Origin of the sequence: Bradyrhizobium sp. AS23.2 (assembly GCF_001908185.1) — a bacterium.
Classification (GTDB): Bacteria; Pseudomonadota; Alphaproteobacteria; order Rhizobiales; family Xanthobacteraceae; genus Bradyrhizobium.
Genome location: NZ_LGHM01000005.1, coordinates 55367 through 68507, shown reverse-complemented (window position 1 = coordinate 68507; position 13141 = coordinate 55367). Strand labels below are relative to the sequence as shown.

General features: G+C 64.4%; 13 protein-coding genes and 2 pseudogenes. 7 read left to right on the top strand and 8 right to left on the bottom strand.

The annotated features are described in order from the left end of the window. A pseudogene (locus AC630_RS00695) lies at positions 1–430 on the bottom strand (alanine dehydrogenase); the annotation flags it as partial. Positions 431–573: 143 nt separating this feature from the next. Between AC630_RS00695 and AC630_RS00690 the strand changes: the two are divergent. The 3 genes and pseudogenes from AC630_RS00690 (at position 574) to AC630_RS00680 (ending at position 4105) form a co-directional block, all read left to right on the top strand. Further along, positions 574–1053 carry an Lrp/AsnC family transcriptional regulator gene (locus AC630_RS00690; protein ID WP_074116583.1) on the top strand — a complete coding sequence of 160 codons (480 nt, stop codon included), beginning with the start codon at positions 574–576 and terminating at the stop codon, positions 1051–1053. Positions 1054–1161: 108 nt separating this feature from the next. Further along, positions 1162–3519, top strand: a complete 2358-nt coding sequence (locus tag AC630_RS00685) for an Orn/Lys/Arg family decarboxylase (RefSeq protein ID WP_074116582.1) — start codon at positions 1162–1164, stop codon at positions 3517–3519. Positions 3520–3525: 6 nt separating this feature from the next. Further along, positions 3526–4105: pseudogene (locus AC630_RS00680) on the top strand (GNAT family N-acetyltransferase). A 3-nt stretch (positions 4106–4108) separates the two neighbouring features. On the opposite strand, the gene AC630_RS00675 reads toward AC630_RS00680, so the two are convergent. Continuing rightward, entirely contained in the window at positions 4109–4321 is a 213-nt protein-coding gene (locus AC630_RS00675; RefSeq protein WP_074116581.1) for a hypothetical protein, read from the bottom strand. Positions 4322–4456: 135 nt separating this feature from the next. On the opposite strand from AC630_RS00675, the gene AC630_RS00670 reads away from it, so the two are divergent. Next, complete coding sequence (locus AC630_RS00670; RefSeq protein ID WP_245330215.1) at positions 4457–5428, top strand: ornithine cyclodeaminase family protein; 972 nt, start codon at positions 4457–4459, stop codon at positions 5426–5428. 74 nt (positions 5429–5502) lie between these two features. On the opposite strand, the gene AC630_RS00665 is transcribed toward AC630_RS00670, so the two are convergent. Further along, a complete protein-coding gene (locus AC630_RS00665) occupies positions 5503–5952 on the bottom strand; it encodes a flagellar basal body rod protein FlgC (RefSeq protein WP_074116580.1) in 450 nt (149 codons plus the stop codon). A gap of 118 nt (positions 5953–6070) precedes the next feature. Beyond that, on the bottom strand, positions 6071–7120 hold the full coding sequence (locus AC630_RS00660) for a hydroxyacid dehydrogenase (protein WP_074116579.1): 1050 nt from the start codon (positions 7118–7120) through the stop codon (positions 6071–6073). 254 nt (positions 7121–7374) lie between these two features. Here AC630_RS00660 and AC630_RS00655 point away from each other — a divergent pair, with 254 nt between their 5' ends. From AC630_RS00655 to AC630_RS00645, 3 genes are all read left to right on the top strand, one after another. Continuing rightward, positions 7375–7941, top strand: a complete 567-nt coding sequence (locus AC630_RS00655; protein ID WP_074116590.1) for a thiamine pyrophosphate-binding protein — start codon at positions 7375–7377, stop codon at positions 7939–7941. A gap of 8 nt (positions 7942–7949) precedes the next feature. Continuing rightward, on the top strand, positions 7950–8546 hold the full coding sequence (locus AC630_RS00650) for a thiamine pyrophosphate-dependent enzyme (protein WP_074116578.1): 597 nt from the start codon (positions 7950–7952) through the stop codon (positions 8544–8546). A 77-nt stretch (positions 8547–8623) separates the two neighbouring features. Further along, positions 8624–8986 (top strand): VanZ family protein, encoded by a 363-nt coding sequence (locus AC630_RS00645; RefSeq protein ID WP_074116577.1) that lies wholly within the window; start codon positions 8624–8626, stop codon positions 8984–8986. Positions 8987–9044: 58 nt separating this feature from the next. Here AC630_RS00645 and AC630_RS00640 read toward each other — a convergent pair whose 3' ends face one another. From AC630_RS00640 to gcl, 4 genes are all read right to left on the bottom strand, one after another. Continuing rightward, positions 9045–9428, bottom strand: coding sequence for a DUF1236 domain-containing protein (locus AC630_RS00640; protein WP_074116576.1), 384 nt, complete (start codon positions 9426–9428; stop codon positions 9045–9047). Between the two features lie 114 nt (positions 9429–9542). Further along, the gene (locus AC630_RS00635; RefSeq protein WP_074116575.1) at positions 9543–10430 is read right to left on the bottom strand and encodes a 2-hydroxy-3-oxopropionate reductase; all 888 of its coding nucleotides are present in this window, start codon (positions 10428–10430) and stop codon (positions 9543–9545) included. A gap of 12 nt (positions 10431–10442) precedes the next feature. Next, entirely contained in the window at positions 10443–11228 is a 786-nt protein-coding gene (gene hyi / locus AC630_RS00630) for a hydroxypyruvate isomerase (protein ID WP_074116574.1), read from the bottom strand. 13 nt (positions 11229–11241) lie between these two features. Next, a complete protein-coding gene (gene gcl, locus AC630_RS00625) occupies positions 11242–13032 on the bottom strand; it encodes a glyoxylate carboligase (RefSeq protein WP_074116573.1) in 1791 nt (596 codons plus the stop codon). Positions 13033–13141 lie beyond the last annotated feature (109 nt).

The following is a 13141-nucleotide window of genomic DNA, read 5'->3' as shown; positions in this document are numbered from 1 at the left end:
CCTCGATGGCGAGGCGGCCGGCGACTTCGCTCATCGGCGCGAGCAGGGGGAGGCGGCCGGCCGCGTCGGTGACGGTTTCATAGGCAATCGCAGTACAGCCGGAGGTGAGCAGGCCCTTGGCCTGCTCGGGATCCGGCGCGAGATGGAGATAAGTAAAGAGGATCTGGCTTTCGCGGAGCTGCGTCCATTCGCTTTGCTGCGGCTCCTTCACCTTCACGATCATGTCGGACTTGGCGAAGATATCACGCGCGCCCTCGGCGATGGCGGCCCCTGCCCGCTGATACACCTCGTCGGACGCACCTATGCCGTCGCCGGCGCCGCTCTCGACCGTCACCTGATGCCCGGCCGCGACATATTCGCGGACGGCGCCCGGGGTGAGCCCGACGCGATATTCCTGCACCTTGATTTCCCGGGGCACACCGACGCGCATCTCCCGGCTCCCTTCCAATGTCTTGATTCGCCGCATCATCGTAGCGACGTGGCCGGTTTGGTTTCGTGCAAATATCCGCTAGTTTTGGTTACCCCGCGCCGGTTTCCGGCGTGGAAGCGCCCTTTCACGCTGGAAACAAAACCTTGGCTCACGACCGGAAAGACCTCGCCCTCCTTGCGGAACTCACGACCAATGCGCGGGCCAGCCACACCGAACTCGCCAACAAGGTCGGCCTGTCCAGCACCGCCTTGGCCCGGCGGCAAAAGGCGCTGGAAGACGACGGCTACATCCAGGCCTACCAGGCTACACTCGATCTCGCGAAGTTCGGCCTCACCACGACGGTGCTGGTCCGTATCGCGCTGGAGAGCCAGAGCGACGAGGCCCTGCAGGCGTTCGAGGCGGAGGTGGTGAAATGCCCGTCCGTCGTGCGCTGCTTCCTGATGTCGGGCACCGACGACTACATCCTGATCGTGCTGGCTCGCGACATCCAGGATTTCGAGCGCATCCACCGCACCGAGCTGTCGCGCCTGCCACGCGTGGCGCGCGTGCAATCCAGCTTCGCGCTGCGCGAGGTCGTCAACCGCGCGGTGCCGACGGTGGTGTTCGGCGAGCTGAAACATTAGCGGTTCCCCTCCCCCTCCAAAAAGCGAGGAAGGCCGACCTGCGCCGCCGTCATAGAACTGTCATCGAATGTGCGGAGACGTGTCGGTCTCGCACATTCGGGACACGCCATGGACTATTTCAAGCGCTTCAACTTCCTGTTCGCCGCGCCTGTGTTCGACGCAGACGACCTCGAGGGCGTCCGCTTCAACCAGATCATCGAGGAGATCCATCGGTCCGGCTTCGAGGTGGTCCGGGCTCGCAAGCTGGAAGACGCCGAGATCGCGGTGCAGACCGATGCAGCGATCGGCTGCATGGTGGTGGACTGGGGCAAGAAGGGCCTGGAAGGCAAGACCTCGGCGCTGATCAACCTGATGCGGCGCCGCGGCCTCGACTTCCCGATCATCCTCCTGATCCGGCGCAAACGCTTCGAAGACCTGCCGGTCGAGGTGCTCGATTTCATCGTCGGCTACGTCTTCCTCTCCGAAGAGACCCCGCCCTTCATCGCCAAGAATCTGATCAGCCGCCTCAAGCAATATGCCGAGACGCTGAAGACGCCGTTCTTCGGCGCGCTCGTCGATTATGCCGAGGAAGGCAACCAGCTCTGGACCTGCCCGGGTCACAATGGCGGCTCGTTCTACAGCCGCAGCCCGATCGGCCGGGTCTTCGTCGAGCATCTGGGCGAGTCCGTGTTCCGCGACGACCTCGACAATTCCGTGCTCGATCTCGGCGACCTCCTCACCCATGAAGGCCCTGCGCTGAAGGCGCAGAGGGAGGCAGCTCAGATCTTTGGTGCCGAAAAGACCTATTTCGTGCTCAACGGCACCTCGACCTCCAACAAGGTCGCGCTGGGCGCCCTTGTCACCGACGGCGACCTCGTGCTGTTCGACCGCAACAACCACAAGGCGGCCCACCACGGCGCGCTGATGATCAACGGCGGAATCCCGATCTACGTGCCGACCATCCGCAACGCCTGGGGCCTGATCGGCCCGATGCGCTGGGATGCGCTCGACGAGAAGGCTTTGCGCGAAGCGATCCGCAACCATCCGCTGGTCACGGACAAGGGTGCCTGGCGCAAGGAGCGCCCCTTCCGTGTCGCGGTCGTCGAGCAGTGCACCTATGACGGCTCGATCCACAGCGCGGAGATGATTTTGAAGCGCATCGGCCATCTCTGCGAATACATCTTGTTCGACGAGGCCTGGGCCGGCTTCATGAAATTCCACCCGCTCTATGCCGGCCGGTTCGCCATGGGACTGGCGAACCTTCCTCCCGAGGCGCCCGGCATCATCGCGACGCAGTCGACCCACAAGCAGCTCGCGAGCTTTTCGCAGGCCTCGCAAATCCACATCAAGGACCGCCATATCCGCGGCCAGAAGCGGCGCGTCGAGCACCGCCGCTTCAACGAAAGTTTCATGCAGCACGCTTCCACGTCGCCGTTCTATCCGCTGTTCGCCTCGCTCGACGTCGGCGCACAGATGATGAAGGGCCGTTCCGGCGAAGTGCTGTGGGATGACACGATCCGGCTCGGCATCGAGCTGCGCAAGAAGATCCGCGCGATGCGCAGGGAGTTCGAGGAGAAGGAGCAGAATCCGGACCGGCGCTGGTTCTTCGAACCCTTCGTTCCCGACCGCGTCGCGATTCCCGATGTCAGCCGCCCCGGCGCCCCGCACAACGTCGCCTGGGAAACGCTGTCCACCGACGAGCTCGCCACCAATCCCGCGCTATGGCAGCTCTCCCCCGACACGACCTGGCATGGCTTCCCTGGCCTCACCGAAGGCTTTGCCATGACCGACCCGAACAAGTTGACGCTGCTCACGCCCGGCTTTGACCGCGCCACCGGCGCCTATGCCGAGCACGGCATCCCGGCGCCGGTCGTCGCGCAATATCTGCGTGAGAACCGCATCGTGCCCGAGAAGAACGACCTCAACTCCCTGCTCTTCCTGCTCACCCCTGGCGTCGAGGCGAGCAAGGCCGGCACGCTGATCTCCGGCCTCGTGGCATTCAAGAAGCTGCACGACGACAACGCGCTTCTGGCGGACGTCATTCCCGAATTCTACCAGCGGCGGCAGGCGCGCTATGCCGGCGTGCGGCTGCGCGACCTCTGCGGCGAGATGCACCGCTTCTTCCGCGCGGCCGATGTCAGCGCGCTCCAGGCGCGGCAGTTCATGCCCGAGCACATGCCGGAGATCGCGATCTCGCCCCGCGATGCCGCGCGCTACCTGTTCCGCAACGATGTCGACTATTTGCCGATCGAGGCGATTGCTGGCCGCATCGCCACCACGCCCTTCGTGGTCTATCCGCCCGGCATCGCCACCATCGTGCCCGGCGAGCGGCTGACGGAACGGGCGAAGCCCATGGTGGATTATCTCAAGATGTTCGAGACCTGCTTCAACGCATTTCCGGGCTTCGATGTGGAAATCCAGGGCGTCTACAAGGAGATCGATGCGAACGGCCGCATCGGGCTCTATACTTACGTCGTTGCCGAGTAGGTGCCGATGAACGAAACAGCAGTTGCGCGCCCGGATGACGAGCCGGTCCTGGTCCGTCCCTCACGCGAGAGCGATGTCGAGGCGATGCTGGCGATCTACCGCCATCACGTCCGCAATGGTGTGCCGCGCGATGTCGAGGGAACCGGAGCGCCCGAACCGGACGATCTGCGCGACCGGCGCAAGAACCTGAAGCAGACCCGCCTGCCGCATCTGGTCGCAACCTTTCGCGGCGAGGTCGTCGGCTATGCCTATGCGGTGCTGTTCCGCAAGCGCCCGGCCTATCGCTACACGGCCAAGCATTCGATCTACGTCCACCACGAGCATCTCGGCCGCGGGGTCGGCCGGCTGCTGCTCGGGGAATTGATCGATGCTTGTGCCGCGGCCGGCTTCCGCCAGATGATCGGCTATATCGATGCCGACAACGCGCCCTCGCTGGCGCTGCACGAGAAATTTGGCTTCGCGCGCGCCGGTCTGCTGTGCGGTGTCGCCTACCGCCACGGCCGCTGGTCCGACACCGTCATGGTGCAGCGCTCGCTCGGCGCGGGGACGACGGCGCCCCCCGCCCGTCACGGCGCCGGGCCGGTAAGGCTTACGACGGAAAGTCAGCCTGCCTCACCTGGATGCGGTCAGCATGCAGCGACCAGTGATGCAGCGCCTGGTCCTTGCAGAATTTTGCCTTCGCCCGCTCCCTGGCTTCGTTCTCGTCGATGGCGTCTATTTCGAGCGTGCTCTGGCAAATTTCGCTCTGCCGGCCGTACTCGCCGAGCACGTCCTTCATGAACCTGACGACATAGATAGACATGGGACCTCCTGCTGCCCCGGCAGCACCTTAGTCCCATTTAGGCCGGATGAGGGAAGGAGATTTTGATGCGCATCAAGATCGATCGGGCGCCGCGGCCAATCCATTGCGGAACCGGCCGCCGGAGTCTAAGCCGGAGTGCCGGTCCTCACCAATAAGGGTTTTGCCTTGCACTTTGTCTCCGACACCGAAGTCACGAAGGTTCTGACGTTCCCGATCCTCATTGCGGCCTTGGAAGCAGCGCACCGCCGGCCGAAGATGGAGGTTCTGGACGCCTTCCTCGGCGGCGAGAAGGCGCAATACGTCATCCGGAGCGCCGTCGATCCCGGCCGGTACATGGCGAGCAAGATGTTCACCAGTTTTCCGGCCAACCTCGCGGAAGGCAAGATGCCGGCGGTGCAGGCCGTATGCGTGCTGTTCGACGGCACGAACGGACGGCCGCTGGCGGCGATGGACGGGACCGAGATCACACGTTGGCGCACCGCCGCCGACTCGGCATTGGGCACGAAATTACTCGCCCCGCTCAATCCCGAAACGCTCCTTTGCGTCGGTGCCGGTGAAATGTCCGAATGGCTGATCCGGGCGCATCGCACTGTCCGGCCGTCGCTGCAACGCGTGCTGATCTGGAATCGGAGCCCGGAACGGGCAGTGGATCTTGCCAGGCGGCTGGCGGCCGGCGGCGTGAGGTGCGAAACGACTGCAGACCTCGACGCCGCAACGCGCGAGGCCGAAATCATCACCGCCTGCACCCGGTCGCATGCACCGCTGATCAGGGGCCGCAACCTGCGGCCGGGAACACATCTCGACCTGGTCGGCGGCTACACGCCGCAAACGCGCGAGGCCGATGACGAGGCGGCAAGGCGATCGCGCGTCTTCGTGGACCGGCGGGAATCCGCTTTCCACGGCGTCGGCGACATCCTGCAACCGATCGCAAGCGGTGCGATCAGCGAGACCGACGTCCTCGGCGACCTCTACGATCTCGCCGGCGGTCGCGTGCAAGGACGGACCTCACCGTCCGACATTACATTCTTCAAGAACGCAGGCGGCGGCCATCTCGACCTCATGACGTGCGAGGCCGTCTTCCAGCAGCTGGGCGCAAAGCTGGGGTAGACGCCCTATCCCGGCGTCTCACCGGTGGACGCGGAGACGAGCAAAGGCTGGCGAGGCGGGGCCGAAATCAGCCATCACGCCGTGATGTCGAGCAGCGACTCTGTCGTTTCCGAGTAGGCTTGAATGACCTTCGCATTGGCAATGAAGCTGTACTTTGCGGTCTCCAACTGAACGAATTCGCCGGCGAGATCGACGTTGGGCGCTGCGACCAGGCCATCCTGGTTTGCGAAGGGAGCGCTTGGGTCGGATTGTGCGGTGAAGCTCGGAGATACTGTCGACACGGTCGCAACCGTACCGCCCGGCGTCGAGCCGCTCGATTGATCGACCTGATCGACTCGCAATGGCACATAAGCCGCGGGAAACGTCGGACCAATGCTCGGGCTGCCCGCACCGACCGACGTGCCCGATCCGCCTGACGCCGGTAGCGGGCCGGTGGTGCGAACGTTGGCGATATTGCTCGCGGCCACGCTCACGCGCAAACTCGCCGCAGAAAGTCCGGATGTCGCAATCGAAAATATGCTCATGGACTCTCATCTACAGGACAAGTCATACGCGTTCACTCACGCCATCAGTAAAATCCGCCGCTTTCTGTTTTCATCCTCGTAACCAACGATCGGAGCGCGATCAGACTTTCGCGCGCCCCTAGCCCGGCGTCACGCCAAAGGCCTGCTTGAAGCGCTCGGCGTAGCGCGGCCAGACCTCGGGATTGATGATGCGCGGCGGCCGCTTGCCGTCGAGGGTCTCCAACACCTGCTCGGCGGCGATACGGCCCATGTTCTGGCGCGCCTCGATCGTCACACCTGCGGTATGCGGGCTCGCCAGCACGTTGTCGAACTGGAGCAGCGGATGCTCCGGCGGCGGCGGCTCCTTGGACCAGACGTCGAGGCCGGCCCCCGCGATGCGCTTGTCGCGCAACGCCTGGAGCAGCGCATCCTCGTCATGGATGAAGCCGCGGGCCGTGGTGATGAAATAGGCGTGCGGCTGCATCAGCCCGAACTCGCGCACGCTGATCATGTTGCGGCTGCGCTTGTCGAGCGGACAGGAGATCGAGACAAAATCGGCGCGGCGCAGAAGCTCGTCGAGCTCGACCTTTTCCCCGCCCCGCTCGGCCATCACCCCGGCCGTGAGGTACGGATCGTAGGCCAGCACCTTCATGCCGAGCAGGCCCGTGCAGAGTGCCGCGATGCGGCGGCCGACATTGCCGAGCCCGACAATACCGACGGTCTTGTGCTCGACCTCGTTACCGACGAGCTCGTTGCGATCGACGTCGCGCTCCCTGCGCAAACGGCGGTCGGACTGGATGATGCGCTTGGACAGGGTCAGCATCATCGCGAGCGCATGCTCGGCGACGGAATGGGCGTTGCCGCCGGACTGGTTGACGACCAGCACGCCCGCATCGGTGCAGGCTTCGACGTCGACCGGATCAAAGCCTGCGCCATTGCTGGAGACGAGCAGCAGGTTCGGCGTGTGCTTCAGGAAGGCGGCATCGACATGGAAATGCGGCGCGAGCTCATCGCGGGCCGCACCGATCTGGTAGACGTGGGCCGCGCTCAGGATCGGCGCATAGAAATCTTCAGGGCTCTCGTTTTCGATGCGATCGAGCCGGACGTCGGGCCGCGCCTTCAGGATGTCGATATAGATCGGATTGGCCAGATATTTAACGTAGAAGACGCGCTTGCTGTTGACGGACATCAGGACCCTTCCGGCTCTCTCGAGGGAGATCCGCAAGGTCTGCGCGTCGCGCCCCCTACCATGCTTCCCCCAACTTTTCTCGTTGCCGCCGCTTATGACATGGCGGTGCCGGCCACGGCAGGCCGTCTGGCGCAGATCACGTGCCGGCCGTGACATGTTGACAATCCCGCCCGCCGCGTCAAGTTCGGCAGGCCGCCGCGACGGCCAGGACAATGGCAAAGACCAAGAAGATGCGCGGCTCAAGGGAGAACGCAATGGCGATTGCGGAGCAGCATAATTCGACCCAGGCGGCGCAGGCCTCCAGCGACAACAGCTGGCACGGCATCGTCCTGCAAACCCTGAAACGGAATGAGATCAGCCTCATCCCTTACGTGCCCGATCGCGTGCTGACGCCGCTGATCAAGAACCTTCACGCCGATCCCTTCTTCACCACCTTTGCGACCGCCCGCGAGGAGGAAGCCGTCGGCATCGTCTCGGGTGCCTGGATGGGTGGACGGCGCGGCGCGGTGCTGATGCAGACCTCGGGCTTTGCCACGCTCGCCAACGTGCTCGCCTCGCTCGCGGTGCCCTACCAGATCCCGCTGATCATGTTCGTGTCCGAGCGCGGCACGCTCGGCGAGTTCAACTACGGCCAGTCGCTGGTCTGCCGCACCATGCGCCCGGTGCTGGACTCGCTGGCGCTGGAGCATCACACCATCACCCGGCTCGACGAGCTCGAATTCATCGCCGACCGCTCGATCAAGCAGGCCGTCACGACGCAGGCGCCGGTGGCGCTGATCCTCAACCCGCTGCTCACGGGCGGCAAGGTTTTCGACAAGTGAGCCCGGCCATGAACACTAGCAACACCAAGGTGATGAACCGCTTCGATGTCACCTCGCGCCTGATCGCCAAGCTCAAGCACGAGGAAGCGGTGATCGGCGGCATCGGCAACACCAATTTCGACCTCTGGGCCGCCGGCCATCGCCCGCAGAACTTCTACATGCTCGGCAGCATGGGCCTCGCCTTCCCGATCGCGCTGGGCGTTGCCCTGGCGCAGCCTGATCGCCGCGTCTTCGCCCTCGAAGGCGACGGTTCGCTGTTGATGCAGCTCGGTGCACTCTCGACGATTGCGACGTTGAAGCCGAAGAACCTGATCATGATCGTGATGGACAACGGCATCTATCAGATCACCGGCGCGCAGCCGACGCCGGCGGCGCACGTCGCCGACCTCGTCGCCATCGCGGCCGGTTCGGGGCTCGCCAACAGCGCTTGGGCCGCGGACGAGGAGGATTTCGAGCGGCTGGTCGACGAGGCCATGTCTGCCTCGGAGCCGAGCCTGATCGCCGTCCGCATCGACGACAAACCCGGCGTCGGCACCACCCGCAGGGATCCCGTGCAGATCCGGGAGCGCTTCATGCATGGCCTGGGCGTGCGCGAGCCACTTTAACATTTTGTCATTAACTACACGGCGATCTGATCCCGGCGATGCAACAGGCTGTCGCGAATCCGTGCTAACGGCACCGGATGTCCATTTTTGCCCGCTTTTTTGCCTGGCTGCTCGCAGCCGCCGTCACTTTCGCGACCCTTGGCCCGCCCCGTCTGCGGCCGCATTTCGACCTCGGCCAGGACGGCGAGCATGCGCTTGCCTTCGTCCTGGTGGGGTTGGCCTTCGGTCTCGCCTACCGGAATCGCCGCTGGACGGTCGCCGCAGCCACGATGATCCTGATCGGCCTGCTTGAGCTCGTGCAATTCTGGGCGCCGGGACGACATGCGCGGCTGGAAGATTTTGTGGTCGATGCCGGAACGGCCTGTATCGGCTTTGCGCTCGCAGCTGCCGCCGATTGGGTCATGACCCGCTTTCGCGCAAGTTCGGCCCTAACGAGCTGAGGCCCCGCGGAATCGAAACCCGCAGGGCCCGGTTCTTCAAAGTCAATGCCCAGATCGATCAGTCGATGATCTTGACGACGCGGCGCGTGCGCGGCTCGACGATCACGCGGCGATCGTTCACGACCGCATAGCGATACCCGGTGTAGTTCGGCACGGGGCGCAGCACCACGGTCGGGGGCAACGGCTCGCCGACCACCACGCGTTCGTGGATGACGACAGAGTCATCGCGCGGGATTCCGCCCAGCACCGCATTCGGAATTTCAAGACCTGCGCCGACGGCCGCACCAACGGTGCCGCCGACCATCGCGCCAACCGGGCCGCCAATGTCGCCACCCGCGCGCGCGCCGTTCGCGGCGCCCTCGGCGGTCGTCGACTGTGCAAAGGCTGCGCTCGACGCCAGCAGCGACGCGGCAGTCAACGTAATCGCAAGACGGGTTTTCATGTCTTCGGTCTCCAATGATTGTTGTGCGCCCTCAACCACGGGGCCGGATCATCGTTCCGGTTCCACGCGAGAAACACGCGCCATCACCACGGGAAACTGTTACGGCGTAACACTTCACGCAGCGGCGATCTCGTGCCCCGCCATCAGTTCCAGCGCCCGCACCATTGCCGAGTGATCCCAGGCCTTGCCGCCATGCGCCGTGCAGGCCGAGAATAATTGCTGAGCCACCGCCGTGCCCGGCAGCGACAATCCCAGCGAGCGGGCGCCTTCGAGCGCGAGGTTGAGGTCCTTCTGGTGCAGCTCGATGCGGAAGCCCGGATCGAAATTGCGCTTCACCATGCGCTCGCCGTGCACTTCGAGAATCCGCGACGAAGCGAATCCACCCATCAGGGCCTGCCGCACCAGCGCCGGATCGGCACCGGCTTTCGACGCGAACAGCAGCGCTTCGCTCACCGCCCCGATCGTCAGTGCGACGATGATCTGGTTGGCGACCTTCGTCGTCTGCCCGTCGCCATTGGCGCCGACGCGGGTGACGTTCTTGCCCATCTTGTCGAACACAGACTTCATGGTGTTGAAGGCGCGCTCCTGCCCGCCGACCATGATGGTGAGGCTCGCCGCCTTGGCGCCGACCTCCCCGCCCGACACCGGCGCATCGAGATAATCCGCGCCGAGCGCCTCGATCTTCCTTGCGAACTCTTTCGTCGCCAGCGGCGAGATCGAGCTCATGTCAACGACAATCTTGCCTTTTGAGATGCCAGCGGCAACGCCGTCCTTGCCGAACAGCACGGCCTCGACATGCGGCGTATCCGGCACCATGATGATGACGGCATCCGCCTCCTCCGCCACTTCCTTGCTCGACTTGCAGGCAACCCCGCCGGCCGCGATCAACGCCGGCGCGACCGGTGCGACGTCATGCAGGAGAACGCGATGGCCCGCGGCCAGAAGATGGCCGGCCATCGGCCGTCCCATGGTGCCAAGTCCGATGAAGCCGATATCGATCATGTCCAGATCTCCTCAGGTCTCGAAGGTCTGCGCTGCGTGCCAGGACAGGCCTTCCAGCGTCGTGGTGCGCGGCTTGTATTCGCATCCGATCCAGCCGCGATAGCCGATCGCGTCGAGATGGCGGAACAGGAAGGGATAGTTGATCTCGCCGGTGCCGGGCTCGTGGCGGCCGGGATTGTCGGCGAGCTGGATATGGGCGATGCGGTCGAGATATTCCTGCATGGTGCGGGCGATATCGCCCTCCATGATCTGCATGTGATAGATGTCGTACTGGATGAACAAATTGCTCGAGCGCACGTCGGATATGAGCTGCACTGCCTGTTCGGTGCCGCTGAGATAGAAGCCGGGAATATCGAGCGTGTTGATCGGCTCGACCAGGAGCTTGATGTTCTCCCGCGCCAGGGTCGAGGCCGCGAAACGCAGGTTACCCAGCAGCGTCTCGTTGAGCTCGCGCGGATCGGCATCAACGGGCGCGATGCCGACGAGGCAGTTGAGCTGCTCGCAATCGAGCGCCTTAGCATAATCGATGGCGCGGAACACGCCGTCGCGGAATTCGGCCGTGCGGTCGGGAAGGATCGCGATGCCGCGCTCGCCCGCCGTCCAGTTTCCGGCCGGTAGATTGTGCAGCACCTGCGTCAGCCCGTGGGCTTCAAGCTGCTCGCGCAACAGCGCCTTGTCGAAATCGTAGGGAAAGAGATATTCGACCCCGCTGAAGCCGGCCGCCTTCGCCGCGGCGAAGCGCTCGGGAAACGGCATCTCGTTGAAGAGCATGGTGAGGTTGGCGGCGAATTTCGGCATGATGCCGTCCTCCCTATTCAGCCGGCTGCAACAGGCCGGAGTGCGCGCGCTCGACCTCGTCGAGCGGGAGGTCCAGCACCTCCTCGAACTCGACGATGTTGTCGATTTCCGTGCCCATCGCGATGTTGGTGACGCGTTCGAGGATGAACTCGACAACGACGGGCACGCGGTGCTTCGCCATCAATTCGCGCGCCGTGGCAAACGCCGCCTGTGTGTCCTTGGGATCAGTGACGCGGATCGCCTTGCAACCGAGGCCTTCGGCGACGGCGACATGATCGACGCCGTAGACGCCGATCTCGGGCGCGTTGATGTTCTCGAAGGAGAGCTGAACGTGATAGTCCATGTCGAAACCGCGCTGGGCCTGCCGGATCAGGCCGAGATAGGAATTGTTCACGACGACGTGGATGTAAGGCAGATTGAATTGCGCCCCGACCGCGAGCTCCTCGATCAGGAACTGGAAATCGTAGTCGCCGGAGAGCGCGACGATCTCGCGCTCAGGGCACGCCGCGCGCACGCCGAGCGCCGCCGGCAAGGTCCAGCCGAGCGGCCCGGCCTGCCCGGCATTGATCCAGTTGCGCGGCTTGTAGACGCCAAGGAATTGCGCGCCGGCGATCTGCGACAGGCCGATCACGGTGACATAGGCGGTATCGCGGCCGAAGGCCTTGTTCATCTCCTCATAGACGCGCTGCGGCTTGATCGGGACGCTGTCGAAATGGCTTTTGCGCAGCATCGTCCGCTTGCGCTCGCGGCAGGCCGCGGGCCACGCCTGGCGCTCGCGCAACCTGCCTGTCCGGCGCCACTCCCTGGCGACGGCGACGAAGAGCTCGAGCGCGGCCTTCGCGTCCGAGACAATGCCGAGATCAGGATTGAACACGCGACCGATCTGGGTCGGCTCGATGTCGACATGCACGAAGGTTCGGCCCTTGGTGTAGGTCTCCACCGAGCCCGTGTGGCGGTTGGCCCAGCGATTGCCGATGCCGAGCACGAAATCGGACTCGAGCAGCGTCGCGTTACCATAGCGGTGACTGGTCTGAAGCCCGACCATGCCGGCCATCAGCACGTGATCGTCGGGAATCGCGCCCCACCCCATCAGCGTCGGCACGACAGGCACGTTGGCGATTTCGGCGAATTCGACCAGCAGGTCCGAAGCGTCGGCATTGATGATGCCGCCGCCCGCGACGATCAGCGGGCGCTCGGCCGCATTGAGCATCTCCAGCGCCTTTTCGACCTGCTTGCGCGTCGCGACCGGCTTGTAGACCGGCAGCGGCTCATAGGTCTCGTCGTCGAACTCGATCTCGGCGAGCTGCACATCGAGCGGCATGTCGATCAGCACCGGGCCCGGCCGGCCCGAGCGCATGACGTGGAACGCCTGGCTGAACACCCGCGGCACCAGTGCCGGCTCGCGCACGGTCACCGCCCACTTCGTCACGGGCTTTGCGATCGACTCGATGTCGATGGCCTGGAAATCCTCCTTGTAGAGCCTCGCGCGCGGCGCCTGGCCGGTGATGCAGAGGATCGGAATGGAATCGGCGATCGCCGAATAGAGCCCGGTGATCATGTCGGTGCCGGCCGGCCCCGACGTGCCGATACAGACGCCGATATTGCCAGCCTTCGCCCGCGTATAGCCTTCGGCCATGTGCGAGGCGCCCTCGACATGGCGCGCGAGGATGTGGCGGATCGAGCCGCGCTTCTTCAGCGCCGAGTAAAGCGGATTGATCGCGGCCCCGGGAACGCCGAAGGCGGTCGAGATGCCTTCTTTCTCCAGGATTCGCACAGCTGCATCGACGGCTCGCATCTTCGCCATATCGGACCTCGCTTAAGTTGCGTCAGCGAGCGAGATCATCGGGCGCCAAAGATACGATCTCAACGAGATCGATATTATTTTCCACGATGCGGCAGCCGCGAAAAAATCG

Bases quoted from the DNA above. Each gene is read 5' to 3' on its own strand.
- AC630_RS00650 (WP_074116578.1), top strand. From the start codon at position 7,950: ATGAACACTAGCAACACCAAGGTGATGAACCGCTTCGATGTCACCTCG.
- hyi (WP_074116574.1), bottom strand. From the start codon at position 11,228: ATGCCGAAATTCGCCGCCAACCTCACCATGCTCTTCAACGAGATGCCG.
- AC630_RS00635 (WP_074116575.1), bottom strand. From the start codon at position 10,430: ATGATCGATATCGGCTTCATCGGACTTGGCACCATGGGACGGCCGATG.
- AC630_RS00660 (WP_074116579.1), bottom strand. From the start codon at position 7,120: ATGTCCGTCAACAGCAAGCGCGTCTTCTACGTTAAATATCTGGCCAAT.
- AC630_RS00665 (WP_074116580.1), bottom strand. From the start codon at position 5,952: ATGAGCATATTTTCGATTGCGACATCCGGACTTTCTGCGGCGAGTTTG.
- AC630_RS00685 (WP_074116582.1), top strand. From the start codon at position 1,162: ATGGACTATTTCAAGCGCTTCAACTTCCTGTTCGCCGCGCCTGTGTTC.
- gcl (WP_074116573.1), bottom strand. From the start codon at position 13,032: ATGGCGAAGATGCGAGCCGTCGATGCAGCTGTGCGAATCCTGGAGAAA.
- AC630_RS00640 (WP_074116576.1), bottom strand. From the start codon at position 9,428: ATGAAAACCCGTCTTGCGATTACGTTGACTGCCGCGTCGCTGCTGGCG.
- AC630_RS00645 (WP_074116577.1), top strand. From the start codon at position 8,624: ATGTCCATTTTTGCCCGCTTTTTTGCCTGGCTGCTCGCAGCCGCCGTC.
- AC630_RS00655 (WP_074116590.1), top strand. From the start codon at position 7,375: ATGGCGATTGCGGAGCAGCATAATTCGACCCAGGCGGCGCAGGCCTCC.
- AC630_RS00675 (WP_074116581.1), bottom strand. From the start codon at position 4,321: ATGTCTATCTATGTCGTCAGGTTCATGAAGGACGTGCTCGGCGAGTAC.